Origin of the sequence: Rhodococcus sp. BL-253-APC-6A1W (assembly GCF_012843405.1) — a bacterium.
Classification (GTDB): domain Bacteria; phylum Actinomycetota; class Actinomycetes; order Mycobacteriales; family Mycobacteriaceae; genus Rhodococcus.
On sequence record NZ_JABAFB010000008.1, the window covers coordinates 218,485 to 239,622 of the forward strand.

At 66.3% G+C, this 21,138-nt stretch carries 18 protein-coding genes and 1 pseudogene; 11 read left to right on the forward strand and 8 right to left on the reverse strand.

The features are described from left to right. Window positions 1–116 precede the first annotated feature (116 nt). Complete coding sequence (locus HF877_RS14755) at window positions 117–809, reverse strand: TniQ family protein (RefSeq protein ID WP_169621932.1); 693 nt, start codon at window positions 807–809, stop codon at window positions 117–119. 29 nt (window positions 810–838) lie between these two features. Then, window positions 839–2,026: pseudogene (locus HF877_RS14760) on the reverse strand (ornithine decarboxylase); the annotation flags it as partial. 252 nt (window positions 2,027–2,278) lie between these two features. Here HF877_RS14760 and HF877_RS14765 point away from each other — a divergent pair. Further along, window positions 2,279–3,766 carry an NAD(P)/FAD-dependent oxidoreductase gene (locus HF877_RS14765; protein WP_346765173.1) on the forward strand — a complete coding sequence of 496 codons (1,488 nt, stop codon included), beginning with the start codon at window positions 2,279–2,281 and terminating at the stop codon, window positions 3,764–3,766. A gap of 28 nt (window positions 3,767–3,794) precedes the next feature. Here the strand turns inward: HF877_RS14765 and HF877_RS14770 are convergent, their stop codons facing one another. Further along, window positions 3,795–4,283, reverse strand: a complete 489-nt coding sequence (locus tag HF877_RS14770) for a hypothetical protein (RefSeq protein ID WP_169621934.1) — start codon at window positions 4,281–4,283, stop codon at window positions 3,795–3,797. A 283-nt stretch (window positions 4,284–4,566) separates the two neighbouring features. On the opposite strand from HF877_RS14770, the gene rph reads away from it, so the two are divergent. Beyond that, the gene (gene rph, locus HF877_RS14775) at window positions 4,567–7,206 is read left to right on the forward strand and encodes a rifamycin-inactivating phosphotransferase (RefSeq protein WP_169621935.1); all 2,640 of its coding nucleotides are present in this window, start codon (window positions 4,567–4,569) and stop codon (window positions 7,204–7,206) included. Here rph and HF877_RS14780 read toward each other — a convergent pair whose 3' ends face one another. Further along, entirely contained in the window at window positions 7,207–7,683 is a 477-nt protein-coding gene (locus tag HF877_RS14780; RefSeq protein WP_169621936.1) for a polyketide cyclase, read from the reverse strand. A 322-nt stretch (window positions 7,684–8,005) separates the two neighbouring features. Here HF877_RS14780 and nhaA point away from each other — a divergent pair, with 322 nt between their 5' ends. Both nhaA and HF877_RS14790 read left to right on the forward strand, forming a co-directional pair. Next, entirely contained in the window at window positions 8,006–9,310 is a 1,305-nt protein-coding gene (gene nhaA / locus HF877_RS14785) for a Na+/H+ antiporter NhaA (protein ID WP_169621937.1), read from the forward strand. 189 nt (window positions 9,311–9,499) lie between these two features. Further along, window positions 9,500–10,204, forward strand: coding sequence for a universal stress protein (locus tag HF877_RS14790; protein ID WP_169621938.1), 705 nt, complete (start codon window positions 9,500–9,502; stop codon window positions 10,202–10,204). 108 nt (window positions 10,205–10,312) lie between these two features. On the opposite strand, the gene HF877_RS14795 is transcribed toward HF877_RS14790, so the two are convergent. Continuing rightward, complete coding sequence (locus HF877_RS14795; protein WP_169621939.1) at window positions 10,313–10,489, reverse strand: hypothetical protein; 177 nt, start codon at window positions 10,487–10,489, stop codon at window positions 10,313–10,315. A gap of 238 nt (window positions 10,490–10,727) precedes the next feature. Between HF877_RS14795 and HF877_RS14800 the strand changes: the two genes are divergently transcribed. The 4 genes from HF877_RS14800 (at window position 10,728) to HF877_RS14815 (ending at window position 13,008) form a co-directional block, all read left to right on the forward strand. Beyond that, window positions 10,728–10,871, forward strand: coding sequence for a hypothetical protein (locus HF877_RS14800; RefSeq protein ID WP_169621940.1), 144 nt, complete (start codon window positions 10,728–10,730; stop codon window positions 10,869–10,871). 99 nt (window positions 10,872–10,970) lie between these two features. Further along, a complete protein-coding gene (locus HF877_RS14805; protein WP_169621941.1) occupies window positions 10,971–11,414 on the forward strand; it encodes a hypothetical protein in 444 nt (147 codons plus the stop codon). Between the two features lie 144 nt (window positions 11,415–11,558). Beyond that, window positions 11,559–11,960, forward strand: a complete 402-nt coding sequence (locus HF877_RS14810) for a DUF302 domain-containing protein (protein ID WP_169621942.1) — start codon at window positions 11,559–11,561, stop codon at window positions 11,958–11,960. 157 nt (window positions 11,961–12,117) lie between these two features. After that, window positions 12,118–13,008, forward strand: a complete 891-nt coding sequence (locus tag HF877_RS14815) for an NAD(P)-dependent oxidoreductase (protein ID WP_169621943.1) — start codon at window positions 12,118–12,120, stop codon at window positions 13,006–13,008. Here the strand turns inward: HF877_RS14815 and HF877_RS14820 are convergent. Further along, entirely contained in the window at window positions 13,005–14,600 is a 1,596-nt protein-coding gene (locus HF877_RS14820) for an MFS transporter (RefSeq protein ID WP_169621944.1), read from the reverse strand. The genes HF877_RS14815 and HF877_RS14820 overlap by 4 nt on opposite strands. Before the next feature lie 230 nt (window positions 14,601–14,830). Here HF877_RS14820 and HF877_RS14825 point away from each other — a divergent pair, with 230 nt between their 5' ends. Beyond that, window positions 14,831–15,163, forward strand: a complete 333-nt coding sequence (locus HF877_RS14825; protein WP_169621945.1) for an amphi-Trp domain-containing protein — start codon at window positions 14,831–14,833, stop codon at window positions 15,161–15,163. A 33-nt stretch (window positions 15,164–15,196) separates the two neighbouring features. Here the strand turns inward: HF877_RS14825 and HF877_RS14830 are convergent, their stop codons facing one another. Then, window positions 15,197–15,970, reverse strand: coding sequence for a crotonase/enoyl-CoA hydratase family protein (locus tag HF877_RS14830; protein WP_169621946.1), 774 nt, complete (start codon window positions 15,968–15,970; stop codon window positions 15,197–15,199). Between the two features lie 86 nt (window positions 15,971–16,056). Beyond that, window positions 16,057–16,758, reverse strand: coding sequence for a TVP38/TMEM64 family protein (locus tag HF877_RS14835; protein ID WP_346765174.1), 702 nt, complete (start codon window positions 16,756–16,758; stop codon window positions 16,057–16,059). A 240-nt stretch (window positions 16,759–16,998) separates the two neighbouring features. On the opposite strand from HF877_RS14835, the gene mutA reads away from it, so the two are divergent. Together mutA and scpA are read left to right on the forward strand one after the other, a co-directional pair. Further along, window positions 16,999–18,888 carry a methylmalonyl-CoA mutase small subunit gene (gene mutA, locus HF877_RS14840; RefSeq protein WP_169621947.1) on the forward strand — a complete coding sequence of 630 codons (1,890 nt, stop codon included), beginning with the start codon at window positions 16,999–17,001 and terminating at the stop codon, window positions 18,886–18,888. Continuing rightward, window positions 18,889–21,135 carry a methylmalonyl-CoA mutase gene (gene scpA, locus HF877_RS14845; RefSeq protein ID WP_169621948.1) on the forward strand — a complete coding sequence of 749 codons (2,247 nt, stop codon included), beginning with the start codon at window positions 18,889–18,891 and terminating at the stop codon, window positions 21,133–21,135. It begins immediately after the preceding gene. Window positions 21,136–21,138 lie beyond the last annotated feature (3 nt).

Below are 21,138 nucleotides of genomic sequence, written 5' to 3' on the forward strand. Positions count from 1 at the left end.
GTTCCCCGCCGCGCATGTGAGCTGGGTGCCCAGTCTGGCGTGACGGTCCTTAGCGCGTGCGTAGAACCCGGCCAGCACCAAGAGGGCCGCGTCGGAGAGGGCTTCGGTACCGGCGATCACGTCGAGAAACAGCCAGCAACGCGTGCATCACTTCGAGAGAGAATCCGAGGACATCCCTTGGCTTCGAGCGAAGCTTCGACTGTCTCGACGAATCGGCGGCACAACTCGTCGAGCACCTCGCTGATGAGCATGTCCGCGTTGTCGTAGCGCAGCCGCCTGCTCGGCTGAAGATCGGCAAGGGCAGCGAACTCGATCAGATTCTGCTGGGCATGACACAACTTCTCCGGTGCAGCGAGGACAGCAACGTCACGCAGATCGCGGCGACAGAAAGGACGCACACTTCCTGGTCGCTGGGTCGGGTCGCGGGGGTGACGCTGCGGGCACTGCCACGGCGGGGCCAGAGCGCTCATCCACGCCGTCCCGGTCCACGGCACCTGACCGCAGCCTTCACATTTCGACTGCAGATAGCTCTGGTGGCGTACACAGAGCGGCAGCAACGGATTGGCCCAGTCCGCCCGCCACCACGGCTCGGACTCGGCCAGACATCGGGCGCAGTAGCGCGATCCTCCCCGGTCGGGCCGAACGCGGCGGTGGTGCACCAGGAACCGTGCCGCGGCGGAATCGATCGGCCGACCCCACAGGGCGACGCGCAGGTCACCGGAAGGGACACCGAGGTGAGCGGCGATCCACCGAGCGTGCACGCTCAGGTGCTCGAGAACGAGATGGTATCCGGTCGGGCTCCGCGGCACGCGGAGCTCGCGCAGAATCTGGATCGATACATTTTCGGCGGGGGATCGAACGATTCGGCTTCCTGCACCAGCAACTCGAGGGAGCGGACGAGACGGTCCGTCGTGTCGTCGTCGTCGGCAATCGAGATCGTTGCGAGGATCCGCCGGTGATCGGTCAATCCCATGTCTATCCGGCAATGTTCGCGGAGCCAGTCGGCGCATTGATAGCCCGAGGCGCCGAGCGCGTCGACGTCGACGAGAATCTGGAGCCGGTCCAGGTCGTGTGAGGCCTGGTCACCGAGCAGGCGGCCTTCGAGGACATCGAGTCCGTCGAGTGCGGCGATCCGGTCCCGCGTGCGACGGGCGAGGTCGAGTGCGCTCCCGAGTAGTTCGGTGCCGTGCTCGACCATCTGCCGTCGCCAGCCGTCCATCGCGGCGTAGATCATCACATTGGGGCTCGTGGTCATGAGCAGATCCGCGCAGGCGGACAGGTGTGCGCCGTCGACCAGGTCTCCCTGCACGTGGTACACCGAACCCTGCTCGAAGCCCGAACCCGTCTTGTGGACGCTCACCACGCACACGTCCGCCCCGGCATCCATGGCCCACGTCGGCAGGTCGTCGTGGAAGGGCAGATGTGCCCCCCACGCCTCGTCGACGATCAGCGGTTTGCCTCGTTCGTGGCATACCGCGGCGATGCCCTCGATGTCCGCGCATGTGCCGTACGGGCTAGGGCTGACGATCAGGGCTCCGGCGGCATCCGGGTATTCCTCCCATGTCTGCCGCACCTGTTCGGGTGAAGGCGGATGGGAGAAGTGCATATCCTCGTCCCACTGCGGGGTGATCCACCGGGGAACGACGCCGCTGAAGATCAATCCCGCAACGACCGATTTGTGGGAATCGCGCCCGAGCAACAAGCCGCCGGGATCGTTTCCCGCCACGGCCATCATCGCGGCCTTGACCGAGAGCGAACTGCCGCAGGTCGAGAAGAAGGCCTGTTCGGCGCCGACTGCTTCGGCCATGAGTTGCTCGGCCCGGGACAGGTACCCGTTGCTGGAGGTTCGGTCGTCGAGACCGCCGGAAGCGAGTACGTCGGCCCGGAACGGATCGATGCCGAGCACCTCTACGACGCGTGAATCAACCCCGCGGCCCTCGCGGTGCGCCGGCGGGGAGAATCCGTAGCGACCAAGTTCGTGGTATTGCGCCAACCCCGTCAGCAGCGGTGTCTCCGACTGGTCCATGACGTCGAGATACCCGGTTATCCCTCCGGCAATCGGCTGACGCTGTCCGGATCCGGAGGGCCCGCAGAACATATGCCGAGCGAGTGGTCGGCGCGGTGGTCGGAGACTGCAGTGCCTGGTAACTTCTTGGTATGACGGCGAGTTACACACAATTCGTCGATGGATCGGTTTCCGGCACCGCTCGCACCTACGGGTGCACGTGGACGGCGACTCGGTCCTGTCATCGGGGGAACTGCATATGGAGGCTCGGCAGTGAAGCATTACGAGGTGGTGATCGTGGGCGCCGGAATCTCCGGTATCGGCGCGGCGGTCCGGTTGAGCCAACAGGGGATCGACGACTTCGTTCTTCTCGAAAAGGGAGACGCTGTCGCGGGTACGTGGCGCGACAACACCTATCCGGGATGTGCCTGCGACGTCCCCTCTGCTCTGTACTCGTACTCGTTTGCACCCAACCGGGACTGGTCCCGTCTCTTTGCCGGGCAGGCGGAGATCCGGCACTACATCGAGCGAGTGGCCGGGGAACACCGCATCTTTCCCCGCGTGCGTTTCGGTACCGAGATGCGTCGCGCCCAGTGGGACGAACAGACCCACCGATGGATCATCGAGACCTCCGCCGGCGTGATCACGGCCGGCGCGCTCATCGCGGCAGCAGGTCCCTGGAACGAACCCCTCGTCCCCGACGTCCCCGGACTCGACACGTTCCCGGGCGAAGTGTTCCATTCCTCGCGGTGGAACCACCGGTACGACATGACCGGAAAGCGCGTGGCGGTGGTCGGCACGGGTGCGTCCGCGGTGCAGTTCATCCCCGAGATCCAGCCGAAGGTCGAAGCCCTGCACGTGTATCAGCGCACGGCCCAGTGGGTGCTGCCCAAGCCGGACTACGCCCTGCGCGCCTTCGAGCGCACCGTACTCCGGCGTGTGCCGGGCGCGCACGACGCTCTCCGGCGCGTCGAGTACGGCATCATGGAGGCGCTCGGACTCGGCTTCCGAAACCCGTGGATCATGAAGGTGATTCAGCAACTCGGCAAGATATGGCTCCGACTTCAGGTGAGCGAACCCCGACTCCGCGAGACGCTGACGCCTCGGTACACGCTGGGTTGTAAACGACTTCTGTTCTCCAACAAGTACTACCGGTCCCTGGCCCGACCCGGCGTCGAGGTTCATCCGACGGCCGTCGCGTCCGTGCGCGGGAACGTCGTGGTCGCGGCGGACGGAAGCGAAACCGCCGTGGACGCGATCATCTTCGGCACCGGCTTCCACATTCTCGACATGCCGGTCGCGAGCCGAATCTTCGACGCGCAGGGCCGTAGCCTCGACGACCACTGGAAGGGCAGTCCGCAAGCATATCTCGGAACCACGGTCGCAGGGTTCCCGAACGCATTCGTTCTGCTCGGCCCGTCGCTCGGCACCGGCCACACCTCGGCATTCACGATTCTCGAAGCGCAGCTCGGTTACGTCCTCCAGGTGCTGACCCGTGCGCGGCAGGAGGGATGGACCCGCGTCGAGCCCCGCCGCGCCGCGCAGGACTCCTTCAACACGCGCGTACAGAAGGCACTCGCCGGCACGGTGTACAACGCCGGAGGCTGCCAGAGTTACTTCTTCGACGCCAACGGCCGTAACAGTTTCAACTGGCCGTGGTCGACCCGGCGGATGCTGAAGGAGCTTGCGGCATTCGACGACACCGCGTTCGACGTGGCGTCGGCTTCTCGTGCGGACGTAGTCACGGCGCCGCCGTCCTGACCAGGGGTCAGGACGGCGGCGTGCTTCGTCAGGGCACGGTGTATTCGGTGGAGCAGTCGTAGTACGTAACGTTCTGCCCGTTGTCTGCGGTGTTGGTGACACCGGTGACGGCCGTGATCCGGCCCGGTTCCGTGTTCTGGACAGGCAACTCGATGATCGTGTCACCAGCGTCGATACGCGCCGTTGCCTCGCCGACGCCGTTGAAACCCGTGTCGAGGTTTGCCCAGACCACATGCGCCCTCTGGGTGTACGGCGCTGCAGACTGCGAATGGGTGTGGAACGTGAAGATCACTTGCCCGGGTGCGGGCGAGGCCACGGTGACGTCACTGCTGTCGAATCGACCGAAGTCGTTGGGGTCGACGTAATCGATGCTGCAGAACGGTGTCTCGACGGGATCCTTCGGCGGGAACAAGTCGACGGAGTTCCACGGGACCGCGTGCGCCGCACCCACGCTCAGTGATGCGGCCGCGACGGTGACGAGCGGGGTGACGATCAGGCGGGACAGTTTCCGGTGCATATCTCTCCTCGGACGGTTCGGTGGCGCGACAGGCACGCACGAAATGGCCGGGTGGTGAGAGAATTCTGGCATCGCGATACGTTTCCGGCGCCCGAGAACCTCGAATACGTTGGCGCCGTGTGCGTTCAGCGGACGCTCCGGAACCCCAGGCCCGCTAGGGCGGGGTATACACGTCTCGCTATCCCCCTTTCACGTTATACCGCATCGGGCGACCTCATGAGACCCGGATTTTCGGCCCATACTCGCTCGCAGAGTGCTCGGGCGCGCAGCGAGAGGAGCGGGCATGAACTACGTACTGGGTCTAGATGAGGTCGGGCGGGAACAGGGGGCGCCGGCAGGAGGAAAAGGGGCGAATCTAGGAGAACTCACGAGGGTCGCAGGGACGCGTGTGCCGGACGGCTTCTGCGTCACAGCGGATGCATTCACGCGTGCCATGGACGCCGTTCCGTCATTCGGTGACCTGCTCGATCGACTGTCGCTACTCGACCCGGACGACCGCGACGGGATCCGTGTGGCGAGCGGGACGCTCCGCGACTCCATCGAAGATCACGGCGTTCCGGACGATGTCGCGGGCGCGGTCCTCGCGGCGCTCGGCGGCTTCGGTGGAGATGCCGCCTTCGCGGTCCGGTCCAGTGCCACCGCCGAGGACTTGCCCACGGCGTCTTTCGCCGGACAGCAGGATTCGTACCTCAACGTCTCGGGCCGTGACCAGATCCTTCGGTGCGTAACGCGATGCTGGGCGTCGCTGTTCACCGAGCGGGCCGTCACCTATCGAATGCGGAACGGATTCGACCACCGGCAGGTCCGTATGGCTGTGGTCGTGCAGAAGATGGTGTTCCCGGACGCGGCGGGGGTTATGTTCACCGCCGACCCGGTTACCTCCGATCGCACGGTCGTGTCCGTGGAAGCAGTCTTCGGGCTCGGTGAGGCCCTCGTGTCGGGCTCGGTGAAACCGGACGTCTACAGCGTGCGCGCAGGCGATGTCGTCACCAGGGCGGTTGCCCGGAAACGGCACGCTCTGTGGGCTGCGCCCACCGGGGGAACGCGCGTCCGGGAAGTCGAACCGGAGCGGCGGAACATCCCCGTCCTGTCCGACGCGCAGATCCTTCGTCTCGCGCGTCTGGGGCGGGACATCGAGGCTCATTTCGGCTGCCCCCAGGACATCGAATGGTGTCTGGTGGGCGACGACTTCCGCGTCGTCCAGAGTCGGCCCGTCACCACCCTGTTCCCGCTCCCCGCAGTACGGGACGGAGAAAAACACGTCTACGTGTCGGTCGGACATCAGCAGATGATGACCGACGCCATGAAGCCGTTGGGAATCTCCGTGTGGCAGTTGACGAGTCCGGCACCCATGCGTGATGCGGGAGGACGGTTGTTCGTCGATGTCACCGCTGCGCTGTCCGCACCGGCGACCCGTGCCGCCCTGGTGGAAGGCCTCGGAAGATCCGATCCACTCATCGGGGATGCCTTGCACACCGTTCTCGCCCGCGCGGATCTCGTTGGATCGGGCACCGACGAGCAGCCGGGCGGTCCCGTGCCGGACGCACCCGACCTGCTCGACGCGGACCCGGAGGTCGTCACCGAGTTGATCGCGCACGCGGAGGCCTCTCTGGACGCGTTGCAGCGCGAGATCCGTGGCAGATCCGGGACGGCGTTGCTCGATTTCATAGAATGCGACATCCAGGAGCTGAGACGGCTGTTGTTCGATCCGCGAAGTCTTCGGGTGATCACCTCCGCGACGGAATCGGCGCGGTGGCTCGACGCCCATCTCCACGAGTGGCTCGGTAAGAGGAACGTTGCCGACACGCTCGCGCAATCCGTTCCCCACAACGTCACCTCCGAGATGGGTTTGGCGCTCCTCGACGTCGCGGACGCGATCCGGCCGTACCCGGAGGTGGTGGAGTTCCTTCGGCATGTGGCGCGATCGGGTGGCGACGACGAACGTTTCCGGCGGGAACTGGGTGAGATCCCCGGCGGTCGGCAGGCCGAAGCCGCGATCGACGAGTATCTCGCCGAGTACGGGATGCGCTGTGCCGGCGAGATCGACATCACGAGGCCACGCTGGAGCGAACGGCCGACGGCTCTGGTGCCGGTGATCGTCGGCAATGTCGAGAACTTTGCTCCCGGCGCTGCGATGCGGCGTTTCGAACACGGCCGGCGTGAGGCGGAAGAAAAGACACGCGAGTTGCTCGGACGCCTACGGACGCTGCCGGACGGGAATCGGAAAGCCGACGAGACCGAACGGATGATCGACCGTCTCCGGACTTTCTCGGGGTACCGGGAGTACCCGAAGTACGCCATGGTCAGCCGTTATTTCGTGTACAAACGAGCACTGTCCGCCGAAGCCGAGCGCCTCGTGCACGCAGGTGTACTCCGCCACCGGGACGACATCTTCTACCTGAGGTTCGAGGAACTGCGCGACATCGTGCGCACGCATCGAGAGTGCGATGCCCTTGTGCGGGAGCGGAAAGACTTGTTCCGCACGTACACGTCTCTCACGCCCCCTCGGGTCTTCACGTCCGACGGGGAGGTCATCGTGGGGGAGTACCGGCGTGAGGACGTCCCCGACGGCGCACTGACCGGCATGCCGGTCTCCGCCGGGGTGGTCGAGGGGAGAGCCCGGGTGGTCGACGACATGGCGAAGGCGGACCTCGAGCCGGGCGACATCCTGGTCACCGCGTATACCGATCCGAGTTGGACCCCATTGTTCGTCTCGATCGGCGGGTTGGTCACCGAGGTGGGCGGACTGATGACCCACGGCGCGGTGGTGGCACGGGAGTACGGCGTGCCGGCCGTGGTGGGCGTGCAGCACGCCACCGGGACGATCCGGGACGGCTCGCTCATTCGCGTGAACGGGACGGACGGCTACGTCGAGATCATGCCCGAGGCAGGCACGGGACGTGACGCACCCCCGGGTCCGTGATCAGTGCGGATAACCCCGGCGCACGGTGCGCGCGAGGATACCGAGCGACGATTTGAGAGTCGCCTCGGAGATCACCGGAAAGATGCCCGCCTCGCGCCACGTCGGGTGGATCTCGGACCAGTCGTAGTACGACGTCACGAGAGAACCGTCGTCGACGGGTTCGATCCGGTAGCCGTAGATGTGCCCGATCTGGGGTCGCACTCTTCCCAGGATGGTCCAGGAGATCTCTCGTTCCGGGACGAAGTCTCTGATCGTGACCGTGACATCGTATTCACCCATCGGAATGTCACCGAGGGCCTCCCGGTCCATGTGAACGACGAATTTATCGCCGGCCGCGGTCACCACCGGGCCCTCCGCGTCCATCAACATGCCGGAACCGTCGATGGCAACGTGCCCCTGGGGGTCGCACAGCACCGCGAAAATCGCTGCGGGATCGGACTTGACGGTCCGCTGTACTTCGATCCGATCGGTCGTCACGCCATGATGGTGCCAGAGATACGGGATCACCGCACGGGAGCGCCGGTTGCTCGCGACGGCCTGCCCCAGCATGTGCGAGGCGCAGGAGGGCGACGACCGTCCACACCGTACGAGTGCGGTACTGTCCTTTCCGGTGCGCCGGGAAGTCTGGTCGGCAAGGTGATGATCTCACTCTCGAGCCGGAGGACTGTGTGTACCGTCGTGTTGTATCTCCAACCCCGCCTGCCGGGATGCCCGGCGCGTTGACTCCCGTCGTGAATTCTCGGCCCGGCCGATGCTGCCCCGCACGACAGTCGGCCGCGCTGTCTTCCGAGGACGTGTGATGTCGAGCATCTTCTCCGGCCTTCCGTTCCTGTCCCGTGGTTCCTGGGAGGAATCCCGGCGTGTGGCGGACATTCTGCGCAAAGAAACGGTGGGCGGCATCCTGCTGCTCGTCGGGGCGGTCGCCGCGCTCATCTGGGCGAACACCGCGTGGTCCGACTCCTACCACGCCTTGCGCGAGACCACCGTCGGTCCGTCGGCGCTCCACATGGATTTGTCGTTGGGCACGTGGGCGGCGGACGGGCTGCTCGCGGTTTTCTTCTTCGTCGTCGGTGTGGAACTGAAGCGCGAATTCGTCGAAGGCAGTCTGCGGGATCTGCGCCGCGCCGCGATGCCTGTCACCGCCGCGCTCGGCGGCATGGTGGTCCCCGCGTTGATCTTCGTTGCGATCAACGCGCGCGGCGGTGCGGAGGCGCTCAACGGCTGGGCGGTCCCCACCGCGACCGACATCGCGTTCGCGGTGGCCATCCTCGCTGTGATCGGCGCACACCTGCCGTCGGCGCTGCGGACGTTTCTGCTCACGCTGGCCGTGGTGGACGACCTCCTGGCGGTGACGGTGATCGCCGTGTTCTATACCGACGATGTAAAGCTGCTCTTTCTCGGCGCTGCGCTGCTTCCCCTGCTGGCGTTCGGGTTCGCCCTGCAGCGCGGGGTGAACGCATGGTGGGTGCTGGTGCCCTTGGCTGCTGTCACCTGGTGGCTCGTCCACGAATCCGGGGTGCACGCCACGATTGCCGGCGTCCTGCTCGGGTTCGTGGTTCCGGTGTCACGGATGGTCGACGGTAAGAAGATTCCGGTGGCCGAGCACATCGAACACCGGATTCGCCCGCTGTCCGCCGGAGTCGCGGTACCGGTGTTCGCGTTCTTCGCCGCCGGCGTGACGGTCGGTGGCCTCACGGGGTTGGCCGATGCCCTCACCGATCCCATCTCCATCGGCGTGATTGCGGGCTTGGTCCTCGGTAAGGTCGTCGGAATCTTCGGTGTCAGCTACCTGGTGGCGCGCTTCACCCGCGCGCACCTGGACGACGAACTGAGCTGGGTCGATGTGTTCGGGGTCGCGCTGCTCGGCGGTATCGGATTCACGGTGTCGTTGCTGATCGGGGATCTCGCGTACGGCGCGGGGACTCCTGCCGCCGACCACATCAAGGTCGCCGTCTTGTGCGGCTCGCTGCTCAGTGCCTTGTGCGCTTCGTCGGTGCTTGTCGTCCGCAACCGCACCTACCGGAGGATCGTCGCACTGGAGACGGTCGACGACGACGGAGACGGGATCCCCGACGTCTACCAGAAGGGTGAGCGTCATGCCTGAGATCGGGCTCGGCGCGGCGCCGGGAGGCAGAGTTCGGCCGAGCTCGGCGCGGGACACAGTCCCCGACTTCCGCACAGTCCCCGAGGTGCGCACCGTCCCCGAGGTGCGCACCGTCCCCGAGGTGCGCACTGTCCCCGAGGTCCGCACGCGGACACACCGTGATGCTGCATCGTGTACGAGGAGAAGATCGTGAACTGGACCGTATTTGCCGTCTTCGTCGTCGTGTGGGTGTGCGTCGGATTGCTGACGGGTCTATGGATGGCGCGCCGCGGACACGACGGTCGATGGACACTCATCGCGGTGATCCTCGGGCCGTTGTTCGTCCCCATTGCGTACGAGCGAGTCGAACGCAATCCCCGCTCCGTCGACGTGACGTCCGTCGACAGCTGGGGCGCCGACGCCGCGAAGGCGTCCGGACTCCGCGTGATGGTCGGGTACGACGCGTCCGTCGAGGCCGAGCACGCGCTGCACTCGGCGCTGCGCTTGTTCGGGAGCGGCGGCGGAGTTCTCGAGCTGGTCGCGGTCGTGTCCTACGACGACGCCAACGACCCCGACTCGACGATGGTGGACCGGGCGAAGCAGCGTCTGACCGCGGCAGCCTCCGGCGCCGGGACCGTTCCGGTGGGTTACGCGGTTCTTGCAGGTCCGCCCGGAGAGTGCCTGCGCTGGTACGCCGAGAACCACCGTGCAGACGTGCTGGTCGTCGGGAAGCGGGGCCGCGGGATGTCGACCCGGATGCTCGGCAGTGTGGCGGAGTACCTCACGGCGCACTGTCCGGTCCCTGTTCTCGTGGTGGATCCGACGGTTCCGTCGGAAGGGCAGGATTCCGCAGAACCCACTGTGGCCGTTCGGGTGAGCCCACTCGACTCGCCGAGAGAAACCGGAAACCGTTAGCGATCCCCCATGTTTCCCACGCATCGACGACGGTCGATCCGGCCACGGCGGTGGGCGCAGCGAACGCCGGGCGGCGTCGGACGACAGCCGGGGGAGCGGTCGCCCGCCTCAGTGAAGTCCGCGCCGCTGAGCCTCGCTCGTGAATTGTCCGAGGGCGGCGCGAGCCTCTTCCTCGGCGACGGTGTCTCCTTCGGAAGCGAAGTGGCGCAGTCTGTTTCGCCAGAAATAGAGGCCTTCTACGATCTCGTCGTCCGAAAGGTCGGCGGGCACCCCGAAGTTCCCCATGCGGTGATTCTCTGCAGGAAGTCGGCCCAGCACAAGGGATGATCGTCGCGCGATCAGGGACCTTCGGACCTGGATATCGTGTCCTTTCTGTGGATCGTGATGATCGTTCGTCGTCACCGCGGGAGCATTGCCGTGCCTCCTGGTGGGTCCGGAGGACTACCGGTAGGTCGCGCAGTCCGGTGTCGGCTCGTACCGTTTGAAGTATCGGATTCGATGTCCGCACGACAGGAGGCACACGATGGGAATGCTCAGCAGGGTCATCAAGGGCGGCGTGGCCGTCAAGGCAATCCAGGTGGTCAAGCGCGAAGCGTCCAAACCGGAGAACCAGCGCAAGGCGCGCGAGTTCGCTACCCGGTTACGCGACAAGCGCCGCTCGCGCTGACGTGTGACGGCGGAGGTCCGCAGAAACACTCACCCGTCCCGCCGCACTCCGGCGACGAATAACTCTCGTACGAGTGACCACGAGGAGAGCGGGCGAGCGATGAAGGAGTTTGATACCGGATTCTTCAGCTGGACTGCCCGGCGGGTGAGCCTCGGTGGGGAACTGCAGGAGGTGCGTCGAGGCGAGCATGTGGACGTTTCCTTGCCCGCAACGACGCGCCCCAGTCATCTCGTCGTCTACCACGACGACGAAGCCGACTACGTCGCGCTCGTCGTCGGAGATGCTGCCGGAAACGAGGACGTCCCGGTCCATGCCGTCCACGAGGAACAACTCCTGCTCGAGGGTGGGCGCAGTACTGCCCCTGTCGAGATCCTCGTCGGGGTACCCGACGGCCGTGATCTGGGCGCGCAACAGAGAGAACTCGACCGTCAATTGTGCGCAGGCGGGCCGATTCGGTCGATGCTGGAATGGTCGGGGGTGCGGTCGGTGGTCGTGAGTTGGTCCGGGCCGTCGAGGACGTCGGCGTCGCCCTCGCCGGAGTAGGGGTCCGAGTTCGTCGCGCACCCTCGGTCGGCCCGGTGGGCCGGGCGTCCGAACGGGGAGTGGGTATACCCCGAGGGGTATACTGAGAGGAGGTGCCTGCCTGACGCAAAGCGGGCCCGACGCCGGACCGGAAAGGAAACACCCATGACCCTCGCACTCTCGACCACTCTCGCGACCACCTTCGACGACGCACTCGACCGGACTCGAAAAGCATTGTCGGAGCAGGGTTTCGGTGTTCTCACCGAGATCGATATGAAGGCGACGCTCAAGGCCAAACTCGACGAGGACATCGAAGACTACGTGATTCTCGGCGCGTGCAATCCGCCACTCGCGCATCGCGCAGTGACCACCGACAGGCAGATCGGTCTTCTCCTGCCCTGCAATGTCGTGGTGCGTCGGGACCCCGAGAACGACGACGTGATCATCATCGATGCGATGAACCCGCAGATCATGGTGCAGGTGGCCGACACCGAGGGGTTGCGTGAGGTCGCGGAGGACGCCGCCGCCAAACTCGCAGCCGCGATCGACGCACTGCAGAACGACTGATCCACGACCCTGCGCGATCCGGCGGTACTGCTTCTCTCGGGTCTGACGAGCCGCCGCGACCGTTCGCCCGCTTCCGTCGAGCGCCCGCGCCCGCACGGAGGCGGCGCTAGAGTTGAACCGGCCGCCAACACGCTTTCCCGATGGGAAGGACTTTGCTGTGGAGATCGGATTTCTCGGCCTCGGCACGATGGGTACACCGATGGCCCGCAATATGGCACGAGCCGGAAACACCGTCTCCGTCTGGAATCGAAGCCCCGGCAAAGCCGGCGCTGTGGTCGAGTACGGTGCCACGGAAGTCGACTCGCCGGCGGAGGCGTTGCGTGTGCCCATCTCGTGTAGTGCACTCGCCGACGACCACGCATTCGCGGGCACCGTACTGTCTCCCGACTCTCTCGCTGCGATGCCGCCGGGTGCCATCCACGTCAACCTCGCCACGGTGAGCCCCGAAATGGCTACCCACGCTGCGGAGGCGCTGACAGGTATAGGCGTCCGCTACGTGGCCTCCCCGGTCTTCGGGCGCGCGGAAGTTGCGGACGCGGGCAACCTGACGGTGCTCGCCGCGGGTGACTCCTCCGCCGTGGAGGAAGTGGCTCCGCTGCTCGAGGCGATCGGACGCCGGACGTGGCGGATCGGCGAGGACCCCAAGCAGGCCAACATCGTCAAGATTCTCGGCAACTATCTGATCGCCAACGCACTCCAGGCCATGGCCGAGGCGACGACCATCTCGGAGAAGGTGGGCGGATCACCGGAGTTGCTGATGAACATCATGAACGACAGCTTGTTCCCCGGTGCCGTCTACGAGGGCTACGGGCGGATGATCTCTCGTCGCACGTATGAGCCGACCGGATTCGGCCTGGCTCTCGGGCTGAAGGATGTGCGCCTCGCACGCGCCCAGGCACGGAAGGCCGACGTGACGCTGCCGTTCGGAAGCGTGCTCGAAGATGTGTTCATCGATGCGCTGGCCCACGGGCAGGCCCGTCAGGACTGGTCCGCGATCACCGAGGCGACCCGGCGCAGGGCAGGTCTGGCCGGGGACACCACCGCCTAGGTGCTGTCCGCCGGTTCGTGGGATTCCGGATCGGGTATGCGCCCCATCCGTAGGCAGGTGACGATTCCGGCGAGGCCTGCGACGAGCGGAACGAGCAGGGCCACCTGCAGAGCGCGAGGACGGCTGTCCGTGTTGATCCGAACGATCTCGTCTCGAATCACCGGTGGTTGTTCTACGAGCAGTTGTTCGAGTTGTGTGTTGCTCATGACCTGCGCGTCGTCCTCGAGCACGTGCGCGACCTGACGCTGCTCGGCCGGAGGGAGCACCGTGCTCGATTCCGCCATGGACGTGAACGTGAAGGACAGTGTCGCCAGCATCAGAGCACCTGCGAATGCGAGTCCGAACGAGAGTCCGAACGACCCCGACGCGGAATTGACCCCCGCCGCTTCGCTGATGCGCTCTTCGTCGATCGGTGCGAGTGTGTAGTTGTTGAGCTGGGACACCAGCAAACCCAGGCCGGATCCGGCGATCATCAGGGGAAGTATGAGCCCCCATCCGAATTCGGCTCGCGGCACGATCGGTATCAGCGCGGCGATGCCGATCGTCAACAGCACGAACCCTCCCCGGATGATGCTGCTGGGGCGCCGGTCGCCGGCCTTGTTGCCTGCGAGCAACGCCACCGCGAACATACTGAGAGACAGCGGCGCGAGCGACAGTCCCGCTTGAAGCGCGTTGTATTCGAGCACCATCTGTAGGTAGATGGGCAACGCGATCATCGTCCCGCCCAGGGCGATCTGCTGGAGCATCTGTCCCGTGATTCCCAGCCGGAACATCGTGGAGTGAAACAGATCCGGGTCCAGCAACGTCGTCTTCCCTCGATGTTTGCGGCGCACGAGCCAGCCCGCGAGGCAGACCAGCGAGAGTGCGCCGAGCACGAGGAGCACGCCGACGAACTCGCCGCCTTCCTGCCACACCAGAATCCCCAGTACGACGCCACCCATTCCCACGACGGAGAGGGCGGCGCCGACCAGGTCGATCGTCCGCGGACCGGTGTACGGCACGTCGCGGACGAGTCCGATCCCGCACAACACGATCCCGATGACGACAACCTCGAGGACGAAGCCCACCCGCCACGACAGGAACGTGGTGATGAACCCGCCGAGCAGTGGCCCGACCGCAGCGGCGATCGCGGCGGCCGCCCCGACCAGGGCGTAGACCTTCTTCTGCGCCTTCCCTTCGAAGTTTCCGTGGATGAGCGATTGCATGGCGGGTAACAGCAGCGACGCGCCGATACCGCCCAGGACGGCCCAGAAGACGATGACCGCCGTGAGGGTCTGTGCGAGTGCCATGGCTGTCGCACCGACGGCATAGCCCAGCAGGCCGAGTACGTAGGCCCGCTTCCGTCCGATGAGGTCGCCGATCTTGCTGCCGATCAGGATGAACGCGGCCGAGACCAGTGCCTCGAGCGCGATCGCCGACTGAACACCGCTCACGGTCGTGTCGAGATCGCGAACCACAGACGAGATGGACACGTTCATCAGTGAGGTATCGACGACGAGGACGAACATCGCCATCGCCAGCAGGAGACCCAGCAGCCGCCGAGGAGCCACTACTTCCCCGGACGATTCGCCGGCAGGTGGGTGTTCGCTCATGCGGTGTGCACCGCCGTTCGGTCGGGGTCGCCGGAGCGGCCGGGAAGCCACACCGGTACCCGGCGTGATACCCATCCCTTGATCGAGTTTCCCACGAGCGAGGGCGATGCAGGCAGAGGTCGCGAAGGTTCGTGCGGCCGCTGACCCGCCGTCCGTCTTCTCGTTCGGGCCGGTCACACACCTCGCGGCGGTTACGGTGAGTGCACACTGCGCTGAGGTCAGGAGTCGTCGTGCCCAAGCTGGAGATCAAGAAGACGTCCGAGCTTTCTCGTAAGGAAGCGTCCGAGCGGCTGATCGAACTCGGCCGTGCTCTCGCCGACGGCTCGGAGGTGGAGCTGGGATCGTCCGGTGACTCGGTGACGATGGAGGTCGCCGATCGAGTGCGGTGGGAGCTGGAGATCGAGGTCGACGGCGACGAGATCGAAATCGAAATCGAAATCAGCTGGCGCGACGCTCCGTCCGGCGCATCGGGGGCCGAGGAACAACCGTCGACGGAGCCGGCGAGCCCGTCTCCTGCCCGGCCGGCGCGCCGGGGACGGCCCCGCAAGGCCCCGGCAAAATGACCCCGTGGCGCACGCCCGTCCAGCCGGGCCGGTCTACGAGAAGTCGCCGTGGCGGCCTTCTCCGTCGCTGAACCGAGCAGCGCCGTGGGTCGTATCGACCGCGAGAGATTCCATCCCGACCCGGATCTCGAGTGCCATGGCCTCTCGCTCTGTGCGTCCGAACTGGTTGTGAGCCGACCGGCGGTCGTTGCGCATGCAGGTTTGCGGAAAGCGCGTCAGCTCGCGGGCAAGCTGCTCTGCGGCTGCTCGCGCGGTGCCGGGCTCGACCACACGATTGGCCAGGCCGAAACCGAGCGCCTCGTCCGCACCCACCGGCCGGCCGGTCAGAATCATGTCCATGGCCCGGCTCTCGCCGATCAGTCGCGGTAGGCGCACGGTGCCGCCATCGATGAGCGGTACTCCCCAGCGCCGGCAGAACACGCCGAACACGGCGTCCGACGCGGCAACCCGCAGGTCACACCAGATCGCAAGCTCGAGACCACCGGCCACCGCATAGCCCTCGATCGCCGCGATCACCGGTTTCGACATGCTCAGGCGCGTCGGGCCCATCGGGCCGTGACCCTCCACCGCGACGGTGTTGGCTCTCTCTGTACCGATCGATTTCAGATCGGCGCCGGCGCAGAACGTCCCGCCCTCGCCGTACAGGACGGCGACGTCGGTGCCGGGGTCGGTGTCGAACTCTTCGAATGCCCGCGCGAGTTCCGCAGCCATCGCACCGTCGACGGCATTGCGACGATCCGGTTGCGCCATGACCACCGTGGTCACGCGATCCTCGGTCTCGACGCGAATGGATTCGTATCTCGTCATCTTCCCGCTCCGCTCCCCGTCATCGCTCCCAGTGTGAAGGGGAGTGCGGCAGAGTCGGGGCAATACTCCGTATCGACCGGGCCGTGTCACTCGCTCCGGGTCGAGTGTGCCGGGGGATCGACGACAGCATCCAGAGCCGAGCCCGCCGGTTCGGGGAGTCGCGCTTCGAGTAGGAGGCCACCGATACCGACCGCGATACACACGGCGCTGACGACCATCAACGCGGGATCGGCCCGGCCGGTGAGGGCGTCGCCGAGCAACACGACACCGACGGTGCCGGGAAGGATGCCGACCATCGTGGCGAGGGTGTACGGCACGAATCGCACCGACGACACCGCGCAACAGCAGTTGACGACAAAAAACGGTGCAGCCGCGATCAATCTCAGGGACCCGACAGCGAGCCAGCCACGGCGGGCCAGGCGCAGATCGACCGCCTTGGCGGCGGGGTGCGTCAGATGCGCCTCGACGACGGTGCGCCCTACGGCGCGCAGCAGAAGAAACGCCAGAATCGCGCTTGCGGTTGTTGCGGCGACCGACACCGCGATTCCGGTCACGCTCCCGAAGAGCACACCGGCGCTGAGCGTGAACACCGTTCGCGGCACGGGAGCGATCGTCACGAGTGTGTGGATCGCAAAGAACGTCAGGATCAGCGTGGGGCCGTTCACCGACTGGGACCACTCGCGGATCTGTCCTACGGAGGGGAGCGGAACCAGCAGCGCCACGGCGACCAGAGCGGCGAGCAAGAGGAGGAGACCGAGGATCCTGCGGTCTCCGATAATCCTCGTCACGGGATCCGAGCGTACCCGCGGGGCGCGGTACTTCCGGAGGTGCCGCGACCGGCGTGCCCGATCACACACTGCGGACCACATTTATCGATCGTTAGAGAATCTATGGGAATCCCCACAGTGAGTGTCCAGAGTGTGCGGCTAGCATCACAGCGACAAAGGTTTAACCTTTTCGGGATCATCCGCCTCCGGCCCACAACGCCGCCGAACAGATCCTGCATGCCGCAGTAGGAGGAATCGCACGTGTCATTAGCTGCAGAAGCCGAGGACGCCGCGCGCGCATATGCGCAGTGGCAGGACGCGGTCGCGGGAGTGCTCGCGAAGTCTCGGCGTGTCGACCCGGCAGAACTCGGCCCCGAGCCGCAGCGACTGCTCGAGACCACGACGTACGACGGTGTCACCGTAAACCCCCTCTACGGCATTCGCGACGAACGTCCCGAAGTCCCGTTGCCCGGTGAGTTCCCGTTCGTACGCGGAGGTTCCTCCACCCGCGACGTCACCACCGGTTGGCTGGTGTCCGCGCAGTTCGGCGGCGACGCGGCGGCGACCGGTTACGGCACCGCCACCAAGGTCAACGAGCGCATCCTCAACGGCCTCGAAAACGGCGTCGGTGCACTGTGGCTGCGTGTCGGCGGCACCGACCTTCCCGTCGAGTCTCTCGGCGCAGCCCTCGAGAACGTACTGCTCGACCTCGCGCCGGTGACACTCGACGCCCGGGCCGAGACCGTTGCTGCCACCGCAGCGCTGTACGCGGTCGTCGATTCCCGCAGCGACCTCGCCGACCCGGATGCCGTACGCCTCTTTCTCGGTGCCGCGCCGCTGACCAGCGAATTCTCGGGCCGCGCGGACACCACCGTGCCGGAAGCGGTCGAACTCGCGGTCGTGGCGGCAGAGCGAACCGGCACGGTTCGGGCCCTCACCGTCGACGGCACCGCATTCCATGACGCCGGTGCCTCGGACGCCGAGGAACTCGCCGCCTCGGTCGCCGCCGGTCTCGCGTACGTTCGCGAACTGATCACCGCCGGACTCTCGCCGGAGCAGGCGCTCGGACAGATCGAGTTCCGCCTGGCTGCGACGGACGATCAGTTCCAGACCATCGCGAAGTTCCGCGCGGGCCGGCAAGTGTGGGCACGTATCGCCCAGGTGGTCGGCGCACCGGAAGCCGGCAACGCTCCCCAGCACGCAGTCACCTCGGCCGCGATGATGGCCCAGCGCGACCCCTGGGTGAACATGCTGCGCACCACCCTCGCCGCATTCGGCGCGGGCATCGGCGGTGCCGACGCCGTGACCGTGCTGCCGTTCGATGCCGCTTTGCCGACGGGCGCGCTCGGCGTGTCCGAAGGGTTCGCCGCACGCATCGCCCGCAACACCCAGTTGCTGCTCCTCGAGGAATCCAACCTCGGCCGCGTTCTCGACCCCGCCGCCGGATCCTGGTACGTCGAGGAACTCACCGCGCAGATTGCCGCCAAGGCCTGGGAGTTCTTCCAGGAGATCGAAGCTGCCGGTGGATACCGCGCCGCCCTCGAGTCGGGGCTGGTCGCCGAACGCATCGCCGCGACCCGTGCGCACAGGGAAGACGACATCGCGCATCGCAGGACCGCGCTCACCGGCATCAACGAGTTCCCCAATCTCGCCGAGGCCCCGCTCCCCGCCGGCGCCGCGGACGCCGGCACGTTCGCCGCGCGCTATGCGGCGCCGTTCGAGGCGCTGCGTGACCGCTCGGACGTCTACCTCGCCGCACACGGCGCCCGGCCGAAGGTGCTGCTCGCACCGCTCGGACCCGTCGCAGAACACAACGGCCGCAGCACTTTCGCCGCGAACCTGATGGCATCGGGCGGCATCGAGACCGTCAACCCGGGTCCGCTCGATCTCACGGGCGATGCCGTCGCCGCCGCCGTCAGCGGCTCCGGCGCGAGTATCGCGATCCTCTGCGGCACCGATGCCCGGTACGGCCAGGAAGCCGCGACCGCCACCGCCGCGCTGCGCGCCGCGGGAATCACGACCGTGCTGCTCGCCGGACCGGAGAAAGCCGTCGGCGATGTGCAGGGCGAGAGCCGTCCCGACGGCTTCCTCACCGCCCGTATCGACGCGGTTGCCGCGCTGACCGACCTGCTCGACACCCTGGGAGCGTAAGTGAGTATCGAACACGAGATCGGCAGCTTCGCCGACATCCCGCTGACCGACCCGGCGGCGCCGGTGCCGTCCGCTCCCACTCCGGAGCAGGCCGACGCGCTCACCGAATCCGTCGCCACCGCCAACCTGTACACCAAGGACCAAGTGGTGTGGTCCACGCCCGAGGGGATCGACGTCAAGCCGGTCTACACCCGGGCGGACCGCGACGCGATCGTCGCCGAGGGCTACCCCCTCGACAGCTACCCGGGGATCGCGCCCTTCGTGCGCGGCCCCTACCCGACGATGTACGTCAACCAGCCGTGGACCATCCGCCAGTACGCCGGATTCTCCACCGCCGCGGAGTCCAACGCCTTCTACCGCCGCAATCTCGCGGCCGGGCAGAAGGGCCTGTCGGTCGCCTTCGACCTCGCGACCCACCGCGGCTACGACTCCGACCATCCGCGCGTCCAGGGCGATGTCGGTATGGCCGGTGTCGCGATCGACTCGATCCTCGACATGCGGCAACTCTTCGACGGCATCGATCTGTCCCAGGTGTCCGTGTCGATGACGATGAACGGCGCGGTGCTGCCGATTCTCGCGCTGTACGTCGTCGCCGCGGAAGAGCAGGGCGTCAAGCCCGAACAACTCGCCGGAACCATTCAGAACGACATTCTGAAAGAGTTCATGGTCCGCAACACCTACATCTATCCGCCGAAGCCGTCGATGCGGATCATCTCCGACATCTTCTCGTACACCAGCGCGAAGATGCCGAAGTTCAACTCCATCTCGATCTCCGGCTACCACATCCAGGAGGCCGGAGCGACGGCCGATCTGGAGCTGGCGTACACCCTCGCCGACGGTGTGGAGTACATCCGTGCCGGCCTGGACGCAGGCATGGCCATCGACAAGTTCGCACCGCGGCTGTCGTTCTTCTGGGCGATCGGAATGAACTTCTTCATGGAGGTGGCCAAGCTCCGCGCCGGCCGGCTCCTGTGGGCCGAACTGGTCGAGAAGTTCGAACCGAAGTCCGCCAAGTCGCTGTCGCTGCGCACCCACTCGCAGACCTCGGGGTGGTCGCTGACCGCGCAGGACGTGTTCAACAACGTCACCCGTACCTGCGTCGAGGCGATGGCTGCGACACAGGGTCACACCCAGTCGCTGCACACCAACGCGCTGGACGAGGCGATCGCGTTGCCGACCGACTTCTCCGCCCGTATCGCCCGCAACACGCAGCTGTTGTTGCAGCAGGAGTCGGGCACCACCCGGCCCATCGATCCGTGGGGTGGCTCGCACTATGTCGAGTGGCTCACCCACGAGCTCGCCAACCGGACCCGCGCGCACATCGCCGAGGTCGAGGAAGCCGGCGGAATGGCACAGGCCATTTCCGAAGGCATCCCGAAGTTGCGCATCGAGGAAGCTGCGGCGCGCACCCAGGCCCGTATCGACTCCGGGCGCCAGCCGCTGATCGGCGTCAACAAGTATGTTCCCGACGAGGTGGACACCATCGAGGTGCTCAAGGTCGAGAACTCCAAGGTGCGCGCCGAGCAGATCGCGAAGCTCGAGCAGCTTCGCGGTGACCGAGACGAGGCCGCGACACAGGCCGCGCTCGCCGAGCTGACCCGCGCCGCCGCATCCACCGAGGGTGGCATGGAGAACAACCTGCTGGCCCTCGCGATCGACGCGGCACGCGCGAAAGCGACTGTCGGAGAGATCTCCGACGCCCTCGAGAAGGTCTACGGGCGGCACCAGGCCGAGATCCGCACGATCAGCGGGGTGTACCGCGACGAGGCCGGAAAGGCGACCAACATCACCACGGCAACGGAACTCGTCGAGAAGTTCGCTGAAGAGGAGGGCCGCCGGCCCCGCATCCTCGTCGCGAAGATGGGACAGGACGGCCACGACCGCGGACAGAAGGTGATCTCCACCGCGTTCGCCGACCTCGGCTTCGATGTGGATGTCGGACCGCTGTTCCAGACGCCCGAAGAGGTCGCCCAGCAGGCGGCCGACAACGACGTGCACGTCATCGGTGTGTCGTCGTTGGCCGCGGGTCACCTCACTCTCGTTCCTGCTCTCAAGCAGGCACTGGCCGAGGTGGGCCGCGAGGACATCATGATCGTGGTGGGCGGCGTCATTCCGCCCGGGGATTTCGACGAGCTCTACCAGGCAGGTGCCGCGGCGATCTTCCCGCCCGGAACCGTGATCGCCGACGCGGCCGCCGGCCTGCTCACGAAGCTGGCAGCCCAGCTCGGCCACCACGTCCAGGGATAGACC

Excerpts from the sequence above, each read along its gene's own strand:
- HF877_RS14830 (WP_169621946.1), bottom strand. The coding sequence starts at position 15,970 with ATGACGAGATACGAATCCATTCGCGTCGAGACCGAGGATCGCGTGACC.
- HF877_RS14800 (WP_169621940.1), top strand. The coding sequence starts at position 10,728 with ATGGGAATGCTCAGCAGGGTCATCAAGGGCGGCGTGGCCGTCAAGGCA.
- HF877_RS14820 (WP_169621944.1), bottom strand. The coding sequence starts at position 14,600 with ATGAGCGAACACCCACCTGCCGGCGAATCGTCCGGGGAAGTAGTGGCT.
- nhaA (WP_169621937.1), top strand. The coding sequence starts at position 8,006 with ATGTCGAGCATCTTCTCCGGCCTTCCGTTCCTGTCCCGTGGTTCCTGG.
- HF877_RS14795 (WP_169621939.1), bottom strand. The coding sequence starts at position 10,489 with ATGGGGAACTTCGGGGTGCCCGCCGACCTTTCGGACGACGAGATCGTA.
- HF877_RS14810 (WP_169621942.1), top strand. The coding sequence starts at position 11,559 with ATGACCCTCGCACTCTCGACCACTCTCGCGACCACCTTCGACGACGCA.
- HF877_RS14805 (WP_169621941.1), top strand. The coding sequence starts at position 10,971 with ATGAAGGAGTTTGATACCGGATTCTTCAGCTGGACTGCCCGGCGGGTG.
- rph (WP_169621935.1), top strand. The coding sequence starts at position 4,567 with ATGAACTACGTACTGGGTCTAGATGAGGTCGGGCGGGAACAGGGGGCG.
- HF877_RS14770 (WP_169621934.1), bottom strand. The coding sequence starts at position 4,283 with ATGCACCGGAAACTGTCCCGCCTGATCGTCACCCCGCTCGTCACCGTC.